This window comes from Pseudochrobactrum sp. B5, from assembly GCF_001939785.1.
Classification (GTDB): domain Bacteria; phylum Pseudomonadota; class Alphaproteobacteria; order Rhizobiales; family Rhizobiaceae; genus Pseudochrobactrum; species Pseudochrobactrum saccharolyticum.
This window is the reverse complement of record NZ_MOYL01000006.1, coordinates 52,178-71,953: the sequence shown is the minus strand read 5'-3', so window position 1 is coordinate 71,953 and position 19,776 is coordinate 52,178. Positions and strand designations below refer to the sequence as shown.

At 60.7% G+C, this 19,776-nt stretch carries 20 protein-coding genes, 1 tRNA gene and 1 other annotated feature; of the genes, 2 read left to right on the top strand and 19 right to left on the bottom strand.

All coding sequences use genetic code 11. The features are described 5' to 3' along the window. Positions 1-63 precede the first annotated feature (63 nt). The 6 genes from BKD14_RS16030 to rplU all read right to left on the bottom strand — a co-directional run bounded on the left by BKD14_RS16030 (position 64) and on the right by rplU (position 5,286). Complete coding sequence (locus BKD14_RS16030; RefSeq protein WP_075657234.1) at positions 64-1,344, bottom strand: glutamate-5-semialdehyde dehydrogenase; 1,281 nt, start codon at positions 1,342-1,344, stop codon at positions 64-66. Beyond that, on the bottom strand, positions 1,334-2,503 hold the full coding sequence (proB, locus tag BKD14_RS16025) for a glutamate 5-kinase (RefSeq protein ID WP_075657233.1): 1,170 nt from the start codon (positions 2,501-2,503) through the stop codon (positions 1,334-1,336). Before proB ends, BKD14_RS16030 begins: the two co-directional genes overlap by 11 nt. A gap of 7 nt (positions 2,504-2,510) precedes the next feature. Continuing rightward, a complete protein-coding gene (gene obgE, locus BKD14_RS16020) occupies positions 2,511-3,569 on the bottom strand; it encodes a GTPase ObgE (RefSeq protein ID WP_075657232.1) in 1,059 nt (352 codons plus the stop codon). Positions 3,570-3,795: 226 nt separating this feature from the next. Next, positions 3,796-4,467, bottom strand: coding sequence for a GNAT family protein (locus tag BKD14_RS16015; RefSeq protein ID WP_083647225.1), 672 nt, complete (start codon positions 4,465-4,467; stop codon positions 3,796-3,798). Between the two features lie 141 nt (positions 4,468-4,608). Continuing rightward, positions 4,609-4,878, bottom strand: coding sequence for a 50S ribosomal protein L27 (gene rpmA / locus BKD14_RS16010; RefSeq protein ID WP_022712235.1), 270 nt, complete (start codon positions 4,876-4,878; stop codon positions 4,609-4,611). 24 nt (positions 4,879-4,902) lie between these two features. After that, positions 4,903-5,286: a 50S ribosomal protein L21 gene (gene rplU, locus BKD14_RS16005; RefSeq protein WP_022712234.1), complete on the bottom strand. Its 384-nt coding sequence runs from the start codon at positions 5,284-5,286 to the stop codon at positions 4,903-4,905. A gap of 368 nt (positions 5,287-5,654) precedes the next feature. On the opposite strand from rplU, the gene BKD14_RS16000 reads away from it, so the two are divergent. Next, a tRNA-Ser gene (locus BKD14_RS16000) sits at positions 5,655-5,744 on the top strand. Positions 5,745-7,357: 1,613 nt separating this feature from the next. Here BKD14_RS16000 and BKD14_RS15990 read toward each other — a convergent pair. The 8 genes from BKD14_RS15990 to trbG form a co-directional block, all read right to left on the bottom strand. Next, a complete protein-coding gene (locus tag BKD14_RS15990) occupies positions 7,358-7,747 on the bottom strand; it encodes a helix-turn-helix domain-containing protein (protein WP_075657231.1) in 390 nt (129 codons plus the stop codon). Next, positions 7,744-8,097, bottom strand: a complete 354-nt coding sequence (locus BKD14_RS15985) for a DUF6516 family protein (RefSeq protein WP_075657230.1) — start codon at positions 8,095-8,097, stop codon at positions 7,744-7,746. The genes BKD14_RS15990 and BKD14_RS15985 overlap by 4 nt, the downstream gene beginning before the upstream one ends. Further along, positions 8,094-8,417, bottom strand: coding sequence for a hypothetical protein (locus tag BKD14_RS19170; RefSeq protein WP_139316452.1), 324 nt, complete (start codon positions 8,415-8,417; stop codon positions 8,094-8,096). Before BKD14_RS19170 ends, BKD14_RS15985 begins: the two co-directional genes overlap by 4 nt. A gap of 160 nt (positions 8,418-8,577) precedes the next feature. Then, positions 8,578-9,429 (bottom strand): universal stress protein, encoded by an 852-nt coding sequence (locus tag BKD14_RS15975; RefSeq protein WP_075657229.1) that lies wholly within the window; start codon positions 9,427-9,429, stop codon positions 8,578-8,580. Between the two features lie 14 nt (positions 9,430-9,443). Next, positions 9,444-10,949: a SulP family inorganic anion transporter gene (locus BKD14_RS15970; RefSeq protein WP_075657228.1), complete on the bottom strand. Its 1,506-nt coding sequence runs from the start codon at positions 10,947-10,949 to the stop codon at positions 9,444-9,446. Between the two features lie 209 nt (positions 10,950-11,158). Beyond that, positions 11,159-11,210: a sequence feature (sul1 is cis-regulatory element that is thought to sense ions involved in sulfur or methionine metabolism; They are found in Alphaproteobacteria), on the bottom strand. Between the two features lie 189 nt (positions 11,211-11,399). Beyond that, positions 11,400-11,633, bottom strand: coding sequence for a DUF2274 domain-containing protein (locus tag BKD14_RS15965; protein WP_075657227.1), 234 nt, complete (start codon positions 11,631-11,633; stop codon positions 11,400-11,402). 2 nt (positions 11,634-11,635) lie between these two features. Further along, positions 11,636-12,763: a TrbI/VirB10 family protein gene (locus tag BKD14_RS15960; protein WP_075657226.1), complete on the bottom strand. Its 1,128-nt coding sequence runs from the start codon at positions 12,761-12,763 to the stop codon at positions 11,636-11,638. Further along, positions 12,760-13,722, bottom strand: coding sequence for a P-type conjugative transfer protein TrbG (gene trbG / locus BKD14_RS15955; protein ID WP_245293663.1), 963 nt, complete (start codon positions 13,720-13,722; stop codon positions 12,760-12,762). Before trbG ends, BKD14_RS15960 begins: the two co-directional genes overlap by 4 nt. A gap of 51 nt (positions 13,723-13,773) precedes the next feature. On the opposite strand from trbG, the gene BKD14_RS15950 reads away from it, so the two are divergent. Beyond that, positions 13,774-14,151, top strand: coding sequence for a nuclear transport factor 2 family protein (locus BKD14_RS15950; RefSeq protein ID WP_075657225.1), 378 nt, complete (start codon positions 13,774-13,776; stop codon positions 14,149-14,151). 5 nt (positions 14,152-14,156) lie between these two features. Here BKD14_RS15950 and trbF read toward each other — a convergent pair whose 3' ends face one another. The 5 genes from trbF to trbE are packed head-to-tail and all read right to left on the bottom strand — an operon-like array spanning position 14,157 to position 19,774. Further along, positions 14,157-14,846 (bottom strand): conjugal transfer protein TrbF, encoded by a 690-nt coding sequence (gene trbF / locus BKD14_RS15945; protein WP_075657224.1) that lies wholly within the window; start codon positions 14,844-14,846, stop codon positions 14,157-14,159. Beyond that, on the bottom strand, positions 14,843-16,225 hold the full coding sequence (gene trbL / locus BKD14_RS15940) for a P-type conjugative transfer protein TrbL (RefSeq protein WP_075657223.1): 1,383 nt from the start codon (positions 16,223-16,225) through the stop codon (positions 14,843-14,845). The genes trbF and trbL overlap by 4 nt, the downstream gene beginning before the upstream one ends. Positions 16,226-16,227: 2 nt before the next feature. Continuing rightward, positions 16,228-16,494, bottom strand: a complete 267-nt coding sequence (trbK-alt, locus tag BKD14_RS15935) for a putative entry exclusion protein TrbK-alt (protein ID WP_018426314.1) — start codon at positions 16,492-16,494, stop codon at positions 16,228-16,230. Between the two features lie 14 nt (positions 16,495-16,508). Beyond that, positions 16,509-17,285 (bottom strand): P-type conjugative transfer protein TrbJ, encoded by a 777-nt coding sequence (gene trbJ / locus BKD14_RS15930; RefSeq protein WP_075657222.1) that lies wholly within the window; start codon positions 17,283-17,285, stop codon positions 16,509-16,511. Continuing rightward, positions 17,282-19,774 carry a conjugal transfer protein TrbE gene (gene trbE, locus BKD14_RS15925; RefSeq protein WP_075657221.1) on the bottom strand — a complete coding sequence of 831 codons (2,493 nt, stop codon included), beginning with the start codon at positions 19,772-19,774 and terminating at the stop codon, positions 17,282-17,284. Before trbE ends, trbJ begins: the two co-directional genes overlap by 4 nt. Positions 19,775-19,776 lie beyond the last annotated feature (2 nt).

Below are 19,776 nucleotides of genomic sequence, written 5' to 3'. Positions count from 1 at the left end.
GAAACGCTTGCGGCACTGCGGTCTTGCCTGATTGATCTTTCATTGGTTTGGACATGCGTGTGTTTAAACCCGTGTCTGTCCGTTACCGCGCACGCGGTATTTAAACGAAGTGAGCTGTTCCACACCAACCGGTCCGCGCGCATGCATTTTACCGGTCGCGATACCGATTTCCGCGCCCATGCCAAACTCACCACCATCGGCAAATTGCGTTGAAGCATTGTGCAGCAAAATGGCTGAATCAATCTCGTTAAAGAACCGCTCAACCACCGCAGCATCTTCAGCAATCACCGCTTCCGTGTGATGGGATGAATAGCGGTTGATATGCGTCAGCGCACCATCAATTCCGTCAACCAGCGCCACGGAAATGATCGCATCAAGATATTCCGTTGACCAGTCTTCCGCAGTCGCCGGTTCAGCCTGAGAATATAGCGCACAAACATCCACATCGCCACGGATCACACAACCTACTTTTGCCAGTTCATCCAGCACAGGCACCAGATGCGTCTCAGCCACTTTGCGATCAACCAGCAAAGTCTCTGCTGCGCCACAAATACCAGTGCGGCGCATTTTGGCATTGAGAACGATCTTCTTTGCCATTTCCAGATCAGCGCTGGCATCAATATAAACATGGCACAGGCCTTCGAGATGCGCGAAAACCGGCACCCGCGCCTCTTCCTGCACACGGGCAACAAGGCTTTTGCCACCGCGTGGTACAATCACATCAATCGCACCGTTCAGACCTTTGAGCATTTCACCAACAGCGGCACGATCTGTCACCGGCACCATCTGAATAGCAGCTTCCGGCAGACCTGCGGCCTTCAAGCCTTCAGCCAATGCGGCATGAATTTCACGGGATGAATGGGCGGAATCCGAACCACCGCGCAGGATCACCGCATTACCGGCTTTCAGGCAGAGCGCACCGGCATCAGCTGTCACATTCGGACGGCTTTCATAAATCACGCCGATCACGCCAAGCGGCGTGCGTACGCGTTCAATATGCAGACCATTCGGGCGATCCCATTCGGTCATCACTTCACCGACCGGATCTCTCAGGGCTGCAATCGCGCGAATACCATCGGCCATTGCACGGATACGTGTTTCATCCAGTTTCAGTCGGTCAATGAAAGACGCAGCAGTGTCGGCAGCTTCCGCTGCGGCGACATCCAGCACATTGGCATTGAGGATCAGGTCTTTGCGACGCAGCAAAGCATCGGCCATAGCAATCAAAGCTGCATGTTTGCGCTCGGCACTGGCAATCGCCAGCGGGCCAGCCGCAGCACGCGCTTTGCGACCAAGCTCTGCCATCAGTTCAGCAACTGCCAGAGTGTCCTGCTTATCCTGCATTGCACATTTCCCCTTCAGCGCTCGCAGCACCTTGCGCACGGCTGCCACGGATCACCAGATCATTGCGGTGCACCATCGAAGAACGCGCGAAATAGCCGAGAATTTCCTCAATCTCACCGCTCTTATGACCGGCGATCTTCACGGCATCGGCAGCATCATAACCGGCCAGACCACGGGCAACCTCACGGCCTTCCAAGTTGAGAATGGAAACCGTATCGCCGCGCTGGAAATCACCGCGTACTTCCCGCACACCGGCAGGCAAAAGAGACTTACCTGATTTCAGCGCTTTCAAAGCACCGTCATCAATCACCAATTGCCCTGCTGCATCGAGATGACCGGAAATCCAGACTTTCCATGCATTAACCGGCGCATCGGAGGCTTTGAACAAAGTTGACCGCTCACCGCGATCAATCGCCGCCAGCGGGTTCATCCGCGTACCGGAGGTGATAATCATCGCAGTTCCGGCCGCATTGGCAATCTTACCGGCATCCAGCTTGGTCTTCATGCCACCACGCGACAATTCAGATGCGGCGGCACCGGCCATAGCTTCAATATCCGGTGTAATGGCTTCCACGACCGGCAAAAACTGCGCATTCGGATCTTTATGCGGTGGCGCGGTATAAAGGCCGTCAATATCAGACAACAGAATGAGCAGATCAGCGCCGATCATTGTGGCAACACGGGCAGCTAAGCGATCATTATCGCCATAACGGATTTCATTGGTCGCTACTGTATCATTCTCATTGATAACCGGCACGGCCTTGAGTTTCAGCAGCGTTTCAATCGTTGCGCGGGCATTGAGATAGCGGCGGCGCTCTTCCGTATCAGACAATGTGAGCAGCACCTGTCCTGCCATAATCTGATGGGCACCCAGCACATCAGCATAGGCTTTCGCCAATGCAATCTGCCCTGCTGCCGCTGATGCCTGACTTTCCTCAAGCTTCAACGTACCGGAAGGCAGCCCCAGAACCGTGCGCCCAAGTGCAACCGCACCGGAGGATACCACCAGCACTTCAACGCCTTGCGCCTGCAAAGCCGCAATATCGGCAGCAAGACTTGTCAGCCAGCTCTGCTTCAACCCCTGAGCACGATCAACCAGAAGCGCCGAGCCGATTTTGATAACAATACGACGATAATTCTTCAGCGCCCCGATCGTCATGATCTGCTCACTTACCTTTGTAATCCGACTTGGCTTTAGCGTCCGCTTTCGCAGCTTCCTGATCCGCCTCTTCCGCACGGCTCTGATCAATAATACGTGCCAGTTCGCGCAATGTTGTCTCAATGCCTTCGCGGCTCACAGCCGACAGCAACAACGGTTCACGGCCACACGCTTTTTTCAGCGCTTTCATCTTGTCTTTGCGGGCGTCCGGATCAAGCGTATCGGCCTGTGACAATGCGACAATCTCAATCTTATCGGTCAGACCATGACCATAGGCTTCCAGCTCGCCGCGAATAACCTTATAGGCCTTCGCCACATCTTCTTCCTGTGCCGAAACCAGATGCAGCAGCACACGGGTACGCTCCACATGGCCGAGGAAGCGGTCACCGAGACCAATGCCTTCGCTTGCACCTTCAATCAGCCCTGGGATATCCGCGATCACAAATTCACGCGCATCCACACGGGCAACACCAAGATTCGGATGCAGCGTAGTGAAAGGATAGTCAGCGATCTTCGGCTTGGCAGCGGTCACACTGGCAAGGAAAGTCGATTTACCGGCATTTGGCAGACCAACGAGACCCGCATCCGCAATCAGTTTCAGGCGCAACCACAAGGTGCGCTCAATACCTTCAAGACCCGGATTGGCACGACGTGGTGCCTGATTGGTTGAGGTTTTGAAATGCAGGTTACCGAAACCGCCATTACCGCCTTTGGCAAGACGGTAGCGTTGGCCAACAGTAGTCAGATCGCAGATCAGCGTTTCATTGTCTTCTTCAAAAATCTGGGTACCGACCGGCACTTTCAGAATGACGTCATCGCCTTTACCGCCGGTCATGTTACGACCCATGCCATGCATACCGGTTTTTGCCCGGAAATGCTGCTGATAGCGATAGTCGATCAGTGTATTCAGACCATCCACGACCACGGCCCAGACATCACCGCCGCGACCACCGTCACCGCCGTCAGGGCCGCCGAATTCCAGAAATTTTTCGCGACGGAACGAAACCGCGCCAGCACCGCCATTTCCGGAACGGATATAAATTTTTGTCTGGTCGAGGAACTTCATGTGCTTGCCTTTTCCGGCACAGGCCGGCTGTCGGATAGTCCGATATTAAGAGGTAATAAATTGCAGATATATGCGACCGCAATTTTAACTGAGATATTTAAACTGAGCCAATACAGCAAAAAACCGGACTTGAAAACCGCCGCCCGCTGCAGTTGCAAACTATAGTTTCAGTGCAGAGACAACAAAGTGAGCAGCTGCTTATATCAGCTCTTCGCAGTGCAGAGCATTATTGCCCTGCACCACGCAATTCCAGCCATTGCTGACGGGTCATGATATAGCACTCAACCGGCACATCTCCGTCAACAACAGAGTGGCCTATGGCAGAGCCCGTATGTCTGAAACCGCATTTTTCAATCACACGCTTTGAGCCTTCATTGCGGCTTTGCGCACTGATATAAATCTGCTCCAGCGACAATTCACGGAACGACAAATCGATCAAAGCCGTTGCAGCTTCTGTGGCATAGCCTTTGCCCCAGTAAGGCTCACCCAGCCAATAGCCGATCTCATAGCCAGGGCCATATTTATGATCGTGCAATGTGAGGCCGCCAATAAACTCGCCCGTATCGGCAAGCGTAATCGCATAAACAAACTGCCCGATCGCACCGGACGCTGCAAGCTTGATAAAATCAACCGCATGTTCGCGCGAATATGGATAAGGCAAACGCGCCAGCATACGCGCCACATTAATATTGTTTGCCAATCCAGCGATCGCATCAATATCTTCTTCATGCGGCGGGCGCAGCACAAGACGCTCTGTGAGCTGCACTGGGGAATCCCGCAAACTTACTTTCGCACCATAGGCTCCTGTCAGCCCCGCACCTCTGAGGTCATCATCCGTCGCCAGTGCAGCCTGTCTGCTTTCACTTCTTAATTCTGTTCCGCTCTGCAATTTTGTCATTGTTGCTTTCAGGCCTGCCGGCCATCCTCCGGGAAAAATAAAAGGGGAGACGGTTTCCCGTCTCCCCTTCAATATTTTGTCCGTAAAGCGGCTTCATATATCGGGTTCAACAGGAACACCGGTATATGAATGGAGCACCGGTTACTCCGCAGCTTCAGCCATCGGGTTCACGGATACAAAGGTTCGGCCGTTTGCTTTTGTCTTGAAAGACACAACGCCGTCAGCCTTTGCGAACAGGGTATGATCTTTACCCATGCCAACATTTGCACCCGGATGCCACTGGGTACCGCGCTGGCGAACAATGATGTTGCCTGCGATAACAGCTTCGCTGCCGAATTTTTTCACGCCAAGGCGTTTCGACTCTGAATCGCGACCGTTACGCGATGAACCGCCAGCTTTCTTATGTGCCATCGGTATTCTCCTTTAATTCGTTGATTACTCAGCAGCTTCAGCTTTTGGCGCAGCCTTTTTCGGCGCGGCCTTTGCTTTAGCGGATGGCTTTGCGCCACCGGTGAGGATTTCCGAAATGCGGATTGTCGTCAGTTCCTGACGATGACCGCGTGTACGCTTGGAGTTCTGACGGCGACGCTTCTTGAACGCGATAACTTTTTTCGCACGGCCCTGTTCAACTACTTCCGCAGTTACAACAGCACCTTCAACGCGCGGAGCACCAACAGTGGCGTTTTCACCTTCGCCAACGATCAGAACTTCTGCAAATTCTACAACATCACCGGCTTCACCGGCAACTTTTTCAACTTTAAGCACATCATTGGCGGCAACGCGATACTGCTTACCACCTGTCTTAATGACTGCGAACATTTGTTTTCCTTTCGGGTCGTTCGTTTCCGGTTCTCCCGCGAGGCAGGGACCGTCTTCTTGTCAGTCGTGACAGTTTGATTATTTATCTTAGCAAAAACATCAGTTTAAGGTCTGATAAACACACAACAAAAGTCAAAGGGGATTCTCATCCTCCTGCGACGTGGCCGCATATAGTGGCAAAAACACCGCCGCGTCAAGGTTTTTCAGACCACAAAGCACATTATCTGCGAAATTATGGTGCGTTCTGAACGATTAGGACTTGTCTAAATCCGCTGTCCGCGTTATGAGCGCGACACACATTCAGCAAATCGCATGATTTGATATGAAAGCAGATTGTTTAGTCTGAAACTTTCATATGATGACACAGCGGAGAGGTGGCTGAGTGGTTGAAAGTACCGCACTCGAAATGCGGCGTGGGGGCAACTCCATCGTGGGTTCGAATCCCACCCTCTCCGCCATCTTGGTATAAAACCGGGAACGCCGATTCCCGCCGATTTCCCTCCCTTAGTGGCTATCAGCGTCTTCAACAGCGTGTTTTTGTTGCCATTGATGTAGATCGCATCATCCGCGACCTCGACATGCTGGGCGAAAGCCCGGACGTGATCCCGCCGATAGCCGCCCTTTTCGAGCCGAAGCCCGGTGCGTGCCTCGCTCGCCAGTTCCCGCACGGCCGCCCCTGTGAGGCCCTTATGGGCCGAGTTTTTCAGCATGGCTTCGGTCCTCACCGCGTCGGCCCGTGCCTGATCCCGTATAGCCGTAAGGCCCGCGATGCGTTCGCCGAGGGCGGATTCGGCCGGGTCGAGCGAACCCGCCTCGATAGCCTCGTAGAGCCGCTTTAGCCGCATATCGGCCTCGGCCGCGCGCTGGTTCAACTCGGTGATGTGCTGGCTGCGCCGCTCGACGCTCTCCTGCCGGCGATCCAGCAGCGAGGCGAGCACGTCTTCGATCCGCTCGGGGTCCAGCAGCCTTTCCTCGATGTGGCTGACCACGATACGGTCAAGTTTGTCCATCGGGATCGCGCGGCCCTTGCAGCCGGTTTCGCCCTGCCGCGCCCGAATCGAGCAGGCATAATAGCGGTAGCGGCCGTTCTTGCCGGTGCGCAGCGTCATGGCTCCACCGCAATTGCCGCAATAGCAAATGCCGGTCAGCAGGTTCGGGCCGCTGACCACGCGCGGCGGCGTCACCTTCGGATTATTGACCTGCAATCGCTTCTGCACCGCCTCGAATATCTCAAGGTCGATCAGCGGCGGCACCGCGACGGTGACGACTTCTTCCTCGGGCTTCACCTCGCCTTTCTTGGAACGGCGATTGAACCGATGTTCGCCGATATAGGTGCGGCGGGTCAGGACGCGGTGAAGCTGGCCGATGCCCCAACGCCCGCCGCTGCGGGTGAACATGCGGTGCTTGTTCAGGTAGCTGACGATGTTCTTGACGCCCATGGGGCCGGAGGTGCCGTCGCCTTCCGATGCAAGGCGGAAGATGAGCCGCACGGTGTCGGCGTGCAGCGGGTCGATTTCCAGCTTCTTCTTCATCTTCGTGCCGCGCTGCTCGGCATCGACGACGCGGTAGCCGATGGGCGGCAGCGAGCCGTTCCAGAAGCCTTGCCGGGCGTTCTCCTTCAAGGCGCGCAGGACGTGCTTGGCGTTCTCCTTCGACTGGTATTCGTCAAACAGCGACATGATCCGCCGCATCATCTGGTGGATCGGATCGTCGCCAAGCTCCTGCGTCATGGAAACCAGCTTGACGCCATTCTTCGCCAGCTTCCGGTAGTAGTATTCCATTTCAAATTCGTCGCGGAAGAACCGCGAGAAGCTATGCACCACCACCACGTCGAACGCTGGCGGCTTCGACGTGCCGGCTTCGATCATGCGCTGGAACTCGGGGCGGCGGTCGTTGGTCGCCGATGCACCCGGCTCGACGAAGGTTTCCACGAGCTGATAGCCGCGAGACTCGCAATAGGCTTCGCCCTGCCGCTTCTGATCGGGGATCGACACGTCATGCTCGGCCTGCCGCGCCGTCGAGACGCGCAGATAGAGGGCGGCGCGCAGGGCGACGTGCGGGGAATGAATGTTCATAGCGCGCCTCCTTTCGCGGCCCGGCGTTCGAGCAAGGGCAAGTCCAGCTCGACACGATCATGCAGCACCTTGGGCACGACTTTCTGGCCCTCGCCGGGGTCCATGCGGATCAGGCCGTAGCTCGCCATCTTCTTGAGGGTTCGGGACAGGCTGGGCTTCGCCCGCCCCGTGATCCGCGACAGTTCCTCCAGCGAGCCGGGCGACTGCTCGTCGATGACGCGCAGCAACTCCCGGTTCCCACTGGAAAGGAGCTGCGCGAAGGATTCCATGGATGTGAACCACACCTTCGGATCGTCCGCCGCCGGCTTTTCCTCGCCCTTGGCGATCCGCATGGTGCGGGCCTTCATCTCGTCGTAGCCGGCAATCCCGACTTTCAATGTGGTCATGTTACGCCTCGCTCCCTCAACACCGCGTCCACCGCCTGCCAGAAGTCGGCCAAGAGCGTGGCCGCGTCCTCGTAGGCATAGGGCTTCACGGTCTGGAGGCGGTGCCGATGGTCCATCGGCTCGCCGCGTCTGCTTCGGCCGACCGGATGGGCATTATCGAAGCCGACCAGCCGTTCGCCCGAAGGCCCGTGAAGCGTGAGCGAGTAATCGAGGCCGTGCGGCTTCTCTGGCGAGGCCGGAACGCGGGTTACGATGAACTTCACCCAATGGCCGCCCTCGGGATCGACGACAAGCACCTGACCGTCGAGGTCCAGAAGCGTGTCGAGGCTCTGGTCACGATCCTCGCTCATGACTTACTGTTATCATCTGATGTTAACGGTGGCAAGCCCCGATTGCCGGGATCAGTGTCGATAGGGCCAAACAGGCGGTCGAGCACATGGCCGAAATACCGCTCGAAGATTTGCAGTTCTTCCTCGGTGATCGGCACCTTATCGGGCCAGTCGTCGAAGACGGGCAGCGACTCCACATCGACGATGCGAAGCGGCGACCTACGGCGTTCCCGGCCGTCTGGCGTGGGTTCATCGGCGTAGTCGAAAAGATCGTCGGGAAGTGCTTCGGCGACCGGGTGTCGCGGTCGCCCTTTGCGGGCGCGGCGGCGCTCTGCGCACATGGAATCCTCCTTGGTTCGGTGTGATTCCGGGGCGCTCAAGGCCCCGGAATTAAGCGAACCATGGAGGGCAGTCGGCGGCCTGTAGCGTGCCGCATTTACGCCTGTGCGCTGACGGCACCCCTGTTGGTAATCATCTTTTCATGCAGGACTCTGTGATATCTCAACGGAAAATGACGACCGGCACCTTGCAGGATCGAATCATCTCCGTGGTCGTCGAGCCTATGAACAGACTGCGCAGGCGCGAATGGCTGTAGGCCCCCATTGCCAGAAGGCCGAAGCCCTCCTGTTCGATGATCCCGGTAATTACCTTGTCAGCCGCTCCCTGCACGAGCGCGGCTTCCGGCGCATAGCCGGCGGCTTTCAGGATCACCGCCGCGTCATCGAGCTTCTTGCGGTTTTCCGGGGTGTCGTCGCCCGCCATCACCAGCTTGCAGCCAAGGCCGGCGAGGATGGGACTGCGGGAAACCTGATCGACGGCTTTCATGGCCATCGTCCCGCCGTCATAGGCGATTAGCAGCTTGTTGACCGGCTTGTAGGCGCGCGAGGCAATGACGATCGCCTTATGGGTAGATCGAACGACCCGTTCCAGATTGGAGCCGAGATGGCCCTTGGCGAAGTCGGCTCCCTCACCACGCTTGCCGATGACGATGATATCCGCGTCGGCTTCAAATTCGAGCACGGTTTCGACCAGATCGCCGTTGCGCAGCTTGGTTTCGACGTTCTGGATACCAGCCGCGTGTAGCCGCGCCTTGGCATCTTCGAGCAGGAGCCGGCCGCGCTTTTGCGCAACCTTCGCCTTTTGGGCGTCAAGGTCCGCCAGTTCCTCAAGAAGTGCCGTGCGCGCGCCCAAACCGATATTGCCGCTGAGATTGACCGGCTCTGTCGAGAGATCGCGCCGACCGATGACATGCAGGATTTCCACGCTGGCGTCGATCTTGCCGGCGATCCAGGCAATGTGATCGCACACGCTTTCGGCATAGGCCGAGCCGTCGATCAGTCCGAGTATTTTCATGTTGCGATCCTCCCTTAATGGCCCATCAGGCGTTCGAGTGCGCCGGGCTTGTCGTGGATTGCGAGCCTGTCAACGATGGTCTCGCTCGCTTCGTTCATGCCGATGATCTCCACGTCTGCTCCTTCGCGGCGGAACTTCAGGACGATCATGTCGAGGGCAGCGACACTGGAAATATCCCAGATATGGGCGCGGCTAACGTCGATCGTCACCTTGTCGAGTGCTTCCTTGAAGTCGAAGGCCTTGCTGAAATCGTCGGCAGAGGCAAAGAAAATCTGGCCCTCGACCGTGTAGGTGCGATTCGCGCCATCGGCAGAGGCCGTCGAGGTGACGCGGAATATCTGCGAAATCTTCCACGCGAAGAAGACGGCCGACAAAAGCACGCCGATCAGCACGCCGATGGCGAGATTGTGGGTATAGACCACGCCAACAACCGTCGCGATCATGACGAGCGAGGACGAGCGCGGCTGAACAGCAAGGTTCTTGATCGAGGACCATGAGAAGGTGCCGATCGACACCATGATCATGACGGCAACGAGCGCGGCCATGGGAATCTGGCTGACCAGATCGCCAAGCACGAGGATCATGAACAGCAGGAATACGCCGGCGCAGAAGGTGGAAAGACGCCCGCGCCCGCCCGACTTCACATTGATCATGGACTGACCGATCATGGCGCAGCCAGCCATACCGCCGATGAAGCCGGTTGCCGTATTGGCAACGCCCTGACCAATACACTCGCGGTTCTTGTCGCTGGGCGTGTCGGTTAGATCGTCCACGATCTGCGCCGTCATGAGCGACTCCAGCAGGCCAACGGCTGCGACGGCTACCGAATAGGGAAGGATGATCAACAGCGTTTCGAGGTTGAATGGAATCTGCGGGATCAGGAACACCGGCAAGGTGGAAGGTAGTTCGCCCATGTCGCCAACGGTGCGGATATCGAACCCGAACCAGATCGACAAAACCGTCAGTACGACGATGCAGACGAGCGGTGAAGGCACAACCCTCGTGACATAGGGAAAGAGGTAGATGATGCCGAGGCCGGCCACGACGAGGATATAGGTGAGCGGTGGCACATTGGTTAGCTCGGGCAACTGCGCCATGAAAATCAGGATGGCGAGCGCATTGACGAAGCCGGTCATCACCGAGCGTGACACAAAGCGCATCAGATAGCCGAGCCTGAAAATGCCGGCGACGATTTGCAGGATGCCGGCCAGCACGGTCGCGGCGAGCAGATATTGCAGGCCATGGTCGCGGACGAGCGTGACCATGAGAACGGCCGTGGCGGCGGTTGCGGCCGAGATCATACCGGGCCGCCCACCAACAAAGGCGATCAGCACGGCGATCGAGAAGGACGCATAGAGACCGACTTTCGGATCGACGCCGGCGATGATGGAAAAGGCAATCGCTTCGGGGATCAGGGCGAGCGCGACGACCAGGCCCGCAAGCACGTCTCCTTTGATGTTGCCGAACCAGTCGGTTTTGAGGGTGCCAAGGAATTTTCGGTTCAAGTTTATGCTCTCCATGCCGGTGACGCCTTAGAGCCCGTCGAAGCGGCATTTAACTGGAATTGCTATGGTGCTCCGACGCGGGCGAACGCGCGTCATAGGGTATGAAAATGGTATTCAAAGCGGCGGCAGACCGCTGCGCGTGGTCAATCGATTGCAGTCATGAGGAGCCCAATCGGAATGCTCTATGCACCCCACCGTGTTAGGTGGATGATGCAGGAGCTAGCTGGTTGCCGGGGGATAGGCGCCCGGAGAAGCCACCCGCGATGCGGGTCCGGTTGATCGTGGCCATATTGCGGCAAAACAGCATGAAATCAAGCAAGAACTCAACCAACGACTCTCGGTGTTTTAATGAAGTCAGATCGCATAACTGTCTTAGTGAACGACGTTGCCTATCTATCCGACAGAACATTGAGACATTGATGGATCACGAAGTGTAACCGGCAGCTTGTCTCGCAAATTAGCTGCTCAGTTCGTTGATAGACGTCCTTCTCGCCGTGCCTTTGCGAAGCCGCGATCCGTGGCGATGAACTGCTCCAGCATGGGCACGATCAGCCTGACGGGATCGGCGGCGGGCTGGCCGGTTTCGCGGGCCAGCACCTCGGCGTAGGCGGTCAGATCGCGGTGAAGCGGCGCGGGTAGCTCCACCGTCACCTTCACGGGCTTGTCGTCGGGAAGCGGGCCGAGTTTCAGCTTGGTCATGGTCAACCTCCTGCCGGCTCGAATACAAGGTCGCGGGTGACAATGATTCTGACCGGGAAGCCGGGCCGGATGGTGAGCGTCGGCGCAACCTGCAACTGGCGCCGCACGATCTGCTGGCCCGCCTGATTGACGGTATCCTGCGCCCCGTCGCGGATCGCACGGATAAGCCGGTCCTCGTCGCTCGTCGCCAGCTCCGTGCCGACCGCGAGCAGCGTGGAGAGGCCAGCCGCTTTCATCAGATCCCACCAATGATAATCGACGCCATCCTCAAGTCCGGCGTAGCCGCTGGCATCCGCTCCCGGCAGGCGCTCCAGAACGATGGACCGGCCGCCCGGCAGGATCAGGCGGTTCCACACCAAAAGCACCCTGCGCTGGCCGAAGGTCACGCCGTCATCGTATTGGCCGATGATGCGAGTGCCCTGCGGGATCAGGAGCAGGCTGCCGGTCGGGCTGTCATAGACGTTCTCCGTCACCTGCGCGGTGATCTGGCCCGTAAGGTCGGAACGGATGCCGGTTATCAACGCAGCGGGGATCACGGCCCCGGCCTGAAGGATGTAGGGCGAAGCCGGCGGCATCACGCGATCCGGCGCGACGGTCTGCCGGTCCACCGGGCCGTTGAGAAATGCCGCGTGGCGATCCTGTGTCGCGGGCTGCCCGCCGAGGTCAAGCCCGGCAAGGCCGGGCATGGCGGTGCCGGCTGGCGCTGCCGTGCGTGGGCCGGACTGGAAAAAGACGTTGCTCAAGCGCGCGGCTTCTTCCTCAGCCCTGCGGCGTTCTTCCTCGGGATCGACGGCGGGTGTCGTGATAGCCGGCATTACAATGGGTTGTCCCCGATTTTGCGCGTCGAGGATGGGTCGGCCCAAATCTCCGGGCAACGCGGGGCCGAGCACCGGCCCGCTGTAGTCGCTTGGCAGACCGGCGAGGCCGTCCGCCGTGGGGCGGTTCTCGGTCGAATAGAGTTCGTCGCCGCCCGGTCCTGCATCACGGGTTTGGAGCGCGTAGATCAGCGCCCCGCCGATACCGAGAAGCGCAACCGCGCCGACGCCAGCCAGCATCTTGCGGGACAGGCGGGTGACGCTGGGCGTTTCGGCGCGCAAGCGCATGGGGGCTGCGGTATCGGTATCGCTCATGAGGACGATCCTCCCGTGGTCGTGCTGGCTGGCTCTGCTGCGGCCTGCGTCGGGTTGATGCGAACGATCCTGACGACCTGCTGGCGGTTGCCGCTGCCAAGGCGCAGCTCGGCCGCGCCGAACAGGCGGTCCACGATCAAGACGTTCTGGTGGATGCGGGAATTGACGATTTGCGGCTCGCCGTTCGCGCCAAGCACGAAGATGGGTGGCATTTCGCCCTGCACGATCCCGGCCGGGAAGACGACATAGACGCGCCGGCCATCGTCGAAGACGGAGACGGGCCGCCACGGCGGGCTGTCGCCCTGCACCTGCAAGGCGTAGCGATAGTTCCGCGCCGCCTCGGCAGGGATGATCGGCGCAGCCGGAACAGCTCGGCGCTGGCCCGGCGTTGCGGGATAGGCCCATGCCACGGCCGGCATGTAGAGCGATTCCCGCGCGCGCAACTCGATCATGTAAGTGCGCCGGTCGGTGGTCACGACAAGGTTCGTCGAAATATCCGGCCGTGTCGGCTTCACGAGGATATGGACGCGACGGTTCGCACCGCTGCCGCTCTCGGTGTCGCCGATGATCCAGCGGGCGGTGTCGCCCGCCGCAATCGGCCCCGCGCCTGTCAGGCTCTCGCCCGGCTCCAGCGCGATCGTCGTGATCTGTCCGACTGCGGCATAGACCTGATAGAGCGCGCCTTCGGACCACGGATAAACCTGTATGGCGTTGTAGTAGCCTTCCCGGCGCGGCTCGACGCGGGCGGCGGCGTTGGCGTTCTCGACGCGGCCGGTCGGCGTGCCTGCGGCGATGCCGCCGCGTGCGACGGTCCATGCCGGGGGCACATGCAAAGGCCGGGGCGTGTTGTCGGTTGCTATCGCCTGCACGGTCGGCAGCGGCGGCACGCTGGTATCGTAGCTGAATTGCGGCGTCCGGTTGGTGGCGCAGCCTGCCAAAGCGATTGCCACGACCGTCACAAAAGTCGCATAGGATAGCGGCTTCACAACCAATGATGAGGAACCGACAGAATGGATTCTGCCCCGACGATTGTTGCCCGGTATATCGACGCCTACAACACGATGAATGTTCAGGCGATGCTTGATTGTCTGTCGAGCGATGTTCGGTTTGTTAACAGATCGAACGGCGAAATAACGAACGAGACGCACGGAATTGAAGCGTTTCGCGCGTTGGCTGAACAGGGCGTTCAATTGTTTGCGGAAAGAGAGCAGACGATCCTCGATTGCATCGCCATCGAGGATCGCGCAGCGGTGCGGATCGGGTATAGAGCGAAAGTCAAAGCTGACCTTCCCAACGGCTGGAAGGCCGGACAGGAGATTGAGATGACGGGTACCTCGTTCTTCATGATCTCCGAGGGGAAGATCAGCGAGGTGATTGATGCAAGCTGACGCTTTCATTGGCTCATCTCCCGCGACCATGAAATTGCATTGACGTAGATTCCAAGCGGATTGGCGCGCAGACGCTCGGCGTCGCGCGGCGGCTGGATGACGATGGTGAGGATGGCCGTCCATCGTTCCGTGCTGGAAAGCTGGCCGTTCTCGAAATGGCGTTCCGTCCACGCGACGCGGAAGCTGTTGGGGGACGCCCGGATGACGCTCGACACCTCGACGGCGACTTGCTGGCGGCCGACCTTGGCAAAAGGATCATTGGCGCGGGCGTAGTCGTTGAGCGCCGCCGCGCCGCGATCCGTGGTCCACTCATAGGCGCGAAGCCAGTTCTGGCGGACAATGATCGCGTCGGCCGGGATCGCGCGCACCTGCTCGATGAACCGGCCGAGATGGAAAGCAATCTGCGGATCGGTCGGCCGATAGTCGGCGTTGGCAGGCGCGACGGTCTGCGCCTGACCGAGATTGTCCACCTGCACGACCCAAGGCACCACGATCCCGCGTGCGGACTGCCAGACCAGCGCCGAGGCGAAGCCCGCCGAAAGGATCAGGGAACCGAAGGCCATCAGCCGCCAGTTCCTCGCCTGCACGCGGGCCGAGCCGATACGCTCGTCCCATGCCTGCGCGGCCTTCTGATAAGGCGTCTCGGGTTCCGGCGATTTGCCGTAATGGGTTGCTGGTCGTTTGAAGATGCTCATGAGCGGTCACTTTCGGAAAGGTTGATGGAGGAACCGGAGCCGTGGCTGTCGCCGGAGCGCACCGCATGGGCAGCCATGGTCGTGCCATGGTTCATGGCCTGCGAGCGGCGCATCTGCTGCGCCCATGCGGGAGGACTGCCGGCTGGGCCAGATGGGGCGGCGGGGTTTGCACTTGCGCCGCCGACCGTGCCCATGGTGGAGCTGCCCCCCGACGCGCCGAACCCTGCCTTAGCGCCAGCGGAGAAGCTGGATTTGACGCTTTCGGTTGCTCGGGATGTTGCGCTGGAAGCTGCGCGTTTGAGCGGCGAGATGGCGGCCGAACCTGCCGCTCGGGCGACACCGCCGAGGCCGGAGGCAACGCCCGCCGCCCCGGTCTGGCCGAGCGAGCCGAGGCTATAGGCTGCGGTCGCCGCGCCCGCGGCGGTCGCGCCTCCCCGAACGGCCGCGGCTCCACCGGACAGGGCAGCAGCGCCGCCCTTGGCGGCAAGCATGGCCCCGCCGCCAGCCGCCGCACCGCCCGCAAGCACCATGCCGCCGGCAGCGAGGCCGGTTCCCACGGCTGCGCCTGCGCCAAGCTGCGGGCCGCCCGAGACGATGCCGTTGGCGATGCCGGGACCGAAGATGCCGAGGCCGAGCAGCGATAGCGCGGCGAGCACGATAGCCATTGCGTCGTCGATGGTCGGGGTCGCCCCGCCGAAACCGGCCGTGAATTGCGAAAACAAGGTGCTGCCGATGCCGATGATGACGGCGAGCACCAAGACCTTGATGCCGGAGGACACCACGTTGCCCAAGACCTTCTCAGCCATGAACGCGGTCTTGCCGAACAGGCCGAAGGGAATGAGGACGAAGCCGGCGAGCGTGGTCAGCTTGAACTCCAGCAATGTCACAAAGAGCTGGATTGCCAGAATGAAAAACGCCAACACCACCAGCGCCCATGCGAACAGCAGGCACGCGATCTGGATGAAGTTTTCAAAGAAGGCGATCCACCCCATGAGATCGGAAATGGAATCGAGCAGCGGACGGCCAGCGTCGAGGCCGGTCTGCGCCACGCGGCCCGGCCGCATCAGATCGGTGACGGAAAAGCCGGTGCCGGAGGCCATGAGGCCGAGGCCGGCGAAGCTCTCGAAGACGATGCGGGCGAGGTTGTTCCAATTGCCGATGATGTAGGCGAAGACGCCGACGAACAGCGTCTTCTTCACCAGCCGCGCGATAATGTCGTCATCCGCGCCCCATGCCCAAAAGAGCGCGGCGAGCGTCACGTCAATGACGATCAGCGTCGTTGCGATGAAGGCGACCTCGCCGCCGAGCAGGCCAAACCCCGAGTCGATGTATGAGGTGAAGACCCCGAGAAAATTGTCGATGACGCCCGTGTTGCCCATGGTCAGCGCGCCTCGCTTCGATCACGGCCGAGGAAGCGGTCGCGGGATTCCGCCCACGCGGCGAGGCAGTCGGCATCGCTGGCGGCTGCCTCGCCGAGCTGCTGGCAGCGGCGCAGGGTTTCGCGCAGGGGATCGGCCGGGGGCTGGAAGGCCGGCGCGGGGGGCGGCGCGGAAGGTTCATCCTTCCGCGCCATGTCGATTGCGGTCGCCGTGACGGCGATGGCGATGAACACCACGGCCCCGAGCCGGGCCAGCATCTTGCCGTCCATGGCGAGCCTCCCGGTCAGTTGTTGCCGTTGTTGAACATCTGCGCGTTGCCCGGCTGGTATCCCCTGCCCGGCGTGAGGAAGCGGCGACGCTGCTCGCGGCCCTGTTCGGCAGCGGTCGCGCGCTCTGCCTCGGTCAGCGCGTCGGCGCGGCCGTTCGCCGAGATGAGCGCGATCAGGTCGGAAAGCTGCTGCGACTGGAGGGCAAGAAGCTGGTTGCCCGCCTGCGTGGCTTGCAGCGCGCCGGTCGCGTCTTGGCTCTGGCCGACAAGCGCGGCCATCTCGGCGCGATTGCTGTCGATGTTGCCGACGACGCCAGCCTGCACGCGCATGGCGTCCTGCAAACCGCCAACCGTATTTTCCCAACGGCCGCGCGCGTCGGCGACAAGCTGGGCGTCGGTCGCCGAAAGCGAGACATTGCCGTATTGGCTCTGGAACGCTTGGTCGATCTGCCCGACCTCGAAGGCGAGATTTTGGGCCTGCCCGAGAAGCTGCTGCGTGCGCTGGACGTTCTGCTGGAGCTGCTGGAGCGAGCTATGCGGCAGGCTCGCAAGGTTGCGGGCCTGATTGATGAGCATCTGCGCCTCGTTCTGGAGGCTGGTGATCTGGTTATTGATCTGTTCGAGCGTGCGCGCTGCCGTGAGGACGTTCTGCGCGTAGTTGCTCGGGTCATAGACGATGCGGCCGAAGCCGAATTGCGCATGGGCCGGGCTTGCCAGCATGGGCGAAAGCGCGACGGGCACGGCGAGCGCCAGCGCGAGGGCCGAGGCCCCGACGATCTTGGGATAGGTCATGGAAGAATCTCCTGTGTGGGGTGGTTATCGAGCCGGGCCGGCGCGGCGGATTCCGGCCGGTCCGCAAGATTGGTGAGGTTCGGGATCAGGTCGGCCGCCCACTCGACGCCGCGATGGCGTAGCCAGCCGGCGAGGAAACCGGCGCGGCCGTGCTCGGCATGGATGCGCGCGATTTCGGTCTGGTCGGATTTGGCGGATGCGGCGCAGAGCGCGAGGCCGACTTCGGACAGGCCAAGCTCGAACAGGCGATTGCCCCTGCGGCTTTGGCAGTAATAATCCCGCTTGGGCGTGGCCCGTGCGAGGATTTCGATCTGCCTGTCATTGAGGCCGAAGCGGCGATAGATGGCTGTGATCTGCGGCTCGATGGCGCGCTCGTTCGGCAGCAGGAGCCGCGTCGGGCAGCTCTCGATAATCGCGGGCGCGATGTTGCTGCCGTCAATGTCGGACAGGCTTTGCGTGGCGAAGATGACGCTGGCGTTTTTCTTGCGCAGCGTTTTCAGCCATTCGCGGAGCTGGCCGGCAAATCCCTCGTCGTCCAGCGCAAGCCAGCCTTCATCTATGATGAGCAGCGTCGGCCGCCCGTCGAGCCGGTCGCCGATACGATGGAACAGATAGGCGAGCACGGCCGGGGCCGCGCCGGTCCCGACAAGGCCCTCGATCTCGAACGCTTGCACATCCGCCGATCCCAAATGCTCTGTCTCGGCGTCGAGTAGCCGGCCATAGGCCCCGCCGACGCAGAACGGCCGGAGCGCCTGTTTCAGATCGTTGGATTGCAACAGCACCGCAAGGCCGGTGATGGTCCGTTCCTCGACCGGCGCGGAGGCGAGCGAAGTCAGCGCCGTCCAAAGATGCTCTTTGAACTCGGGGGTGATGGCGATCCCCTCACGCATGAGAATGGCCGCAATCCAGTCCGCCGCCCATGCGCGTTCATAGGTATCGTGGATGCGGGCAAGCGGCTGGAGCGAGACGGACGCCTCGGCCCCTTCTGTCAGCCCGCCGCCAAGGTCGTGCCAGTCGCCGCCCATGGCGAGCGACGCGGCGCGGATGCTGCCGCCGAAGTCGAAGGCGAAAACCTGCGATCCCGCATAGCGCCGGAACTGCAAGGCCATGAGGGCGAGCAGCACGCTCTTGCCCGCGCCCGTGGGGCCGACGACAAGGGTGTGCCCTACGTCGCCGACATGGAGACTTAGCCGGAACGGGGTTGAGCCTTCGGTCTTTCCAAAGAGCAAAGGGGGCGCACCGAAATGCTCGTCCCGTTCCGGCCCCGCCCACACCGCCGAAAGCGGGATCATGTGGGCGAGATTCAAAGTGCTGATGGGCGGCTGGCGGACGTTCGCGTAGGCGTGTCCGGGCAGGCTGCCGAGCCATGCGTCAACCGCGTTGACGGTTTCGGCCATGACGGTGAAGTCACGGCCCTGAACGATCTTCTCGACCAGGCGCAGCTTCTCGTCGGCAATGCGCGGGTCGGAATCCCAAACGGTGACGGTCGCCGTGACGTAGGCCATGCCCGCCACGTCCGCCCCAAGCTCCTGCAACGCCATGTCGGCGTCGAGCGCCTTGTTCGCGGCGTCGGTGTCCACAAGCGCGGACGCCTCGTTCGTCATCACCTCTTTCAGAATCGCGGCGACGCTCTTGCGCTTGGCGAACCATTGGCGACGGATGCGGGTCAGCAGCCGGGTCGCATCGGTCTTGTCGAGCAGGATCGCGCGCGTGCTCCACCTGTAGGGGAACGGCAGCCGGTTCATTTCGTCCAGCAGGCCCGGCGTCGTCGCGGTCGGGAATCCCACGATGGTCAGGACGCGCAGATGCGCGTCGCCAAGGCGCGGCTCCAGCCCGCCAGTCAACGGCTGGTCAGCCAGCAGCGCGTCGAGATGCATCGGCACCTCGGGCACGCGCACACGATGCCGGTTGGTCGAGATGGTGGAGTGCAGGTAGGTCAGAGTCTCGCCGTCATCGAGCCAACGGCATTCGGGCATGAAGCCGTCAAGCAGCGCCAGCACGCGGTCCGTGCGATCCGTGAAGCCGCGCAGGGCCTCCCATGGATCGACGCCGGATTGTTCCCGGCCCTCATAGAGCCAGCTCTCGGTGCGAGCCGCTTCATCGGCTGGCGGAAGCCAAAGGAAGGTCAGGTGGTACCGGGACTCGAAGTGGGTGCCATCCTCGTCGAACTGCGCCCTTCGTTCGGCATCGACCAGCGCGGACGCGGGATCAGGGAATTGGCTCTCCGGGTATTGCGGAGCCGCAAGCCGAACGGCTTCGACGAAGATGCTCCAGCCGGAGCCCAGACGCCGCATGGCATTGTTGATGCGCCCACTGACGGCGACCAGTTCGGCGGCGACGGCGGAGTCCAGATCGGGACCGCGAAACTTGGCGCTGCGCTGGAACGAGCCGTCCTTGTTCAAGACGACGCCGGAGCCGACCAGTGCCGCCCATGGCAGATAGTCGGCGAGCCGGGTGGCGGTGCGGCGGTATTCGGCAAGGTTCATCATCG

Excerpts from the sequence above, each read along its gene's own strand:
- BKD14_RS16030 (WP_075657234.1), bottom strand. The coding sequence starts at position 1,344 with ATGCAGGATAAGCAGGACACTCTGGCAGTTGCTGAACTGATGGCAGAG.
- proB (WP_075657233.1), bottom strand. The coding sequence starts at position 2,503 with ATGACGATCGGGGCGCTGAAGAATTATCGTCGTATTGTTATCAAAATC.
- obgE (WP_075657232.1), bottom strand. The coding sequence starts at position 3,569 with ATGAAGTTCCTCGACCAGACAAAAATTTATATCCGTTCCGGAAATGGC.
- BKD14_RS16015 (WP_083647225.1), bottom strand. The coding sequence starts at position 4,467 with ATGACAAAATTGCAGAGCGGAACAGAATTAAGAAGTGAAAGCAGACAG.
- rpmA (WP_022712235.1), bottom strand. The coding sequence starts at position 4,878 with ATGGCACATAAGAAAGCTGGCGGTTCATCGCGTAACGGTCGCGATTCA.
- rplU (WP_022712234.1), bottom strand. The coding sequence starts at position 5,286 with ATGTTCGCAGTCATTAAGACAGGTGGTAAGCAGTATCGCGTTGCCGCC.
- BKD14_RS15990 (WP_075657231.1), bottom strand. The coding sequence starts at position 7,747 with ATGACCACATTGAAAGTCGGGATTGCCGGCTACGACGAGATGAAGGCC.
- BKD14_RS15985 (WP_075657230.1), bottom strand. The coding sequence starts at position 8,097 with ATGAGCGAGGATCGTGACCAGAGCCTCGACACGCTTCTGGACCTCGAC.
- BKD14_RS19170 (WP_139316452.1), bottom strand. The coding sequence starts at position 8,417 with ATGTGCGCAGAGCGCCGCCGCGCCCGCAAAGGGCGACCGCGACACCCG.
- BKD14_RS15975 (WP_075657229.1), bottom strand. The coding sequence starts at position 9,429 with ATGAAAATACTCGGACTGATCGACGGCTCGGCCTATGCCGAAAGCGTG.
- BKD14_RS15970 (WP_075657228.1), bottom strand. The coding sequence starts at position 10,949 with ATGGAGAGCATAAACTTGAACCGAAAATTCCTTGGCACCCTCAAAACC.
- BKD14_RS15965 (WP_075657227.1), bottom strand. The coding sequence starts at position 11,633 with ATGACCAAGCTGAAACTCGGCCCGCTTCCCGACGACAAGCCCGTGAAG.
- BKD14_RS15960 (WP_075657226.1), bottom strand. The coding sequence starts at position 12,763 with ATGAGCGATACCGATACCGCAGCCCCCATGCGCTTGCGCGCCGAAACG.
- BKD14_RS15950 (WP_075657225.1), top strand. The coding sequence starts at position 13,774 with ATGGATTCTGCCCCGACGATTGTTGCCCGGTATATCGACGCCTACAAC.
- trbF (WP_075657224.1), bottom strand. The coding sequence starts at position 14,846 with ATGAGCATCTTCAAACGACCAGCAACCCATTACGGCAAATCGCCGGAA.
- trbL (WP_075657223.1), bottom strand. The coding sequence starts at position 16,225 with ATGGGCAACACGGGCGTCATCGACAATTTTCTCGGGGTCTTCACCTCA.
- trbK-alt (WP_018426314.1), bottom strand. The coding sequence starts at position 16,494 with ATGGACGGCAAGATGCTGGCCCGGCTCGGGGCCGTGGTGTTCATCGCC.
- trbJ (WP_075657222.1), bottom strand. The coding sequence starts at position 17,285 with ATGACCTATCCCAAGATCGTCGGGGCCTCGGCCCTCGCGCTGGCGCTC.
- trbE (WP_075657221.1), bottom strand. The coding sequence starts at position 19,774 with ATGATGAACCTTGCCGAATACCGCCGCACCGCCACCCGGCTCGCCGAC.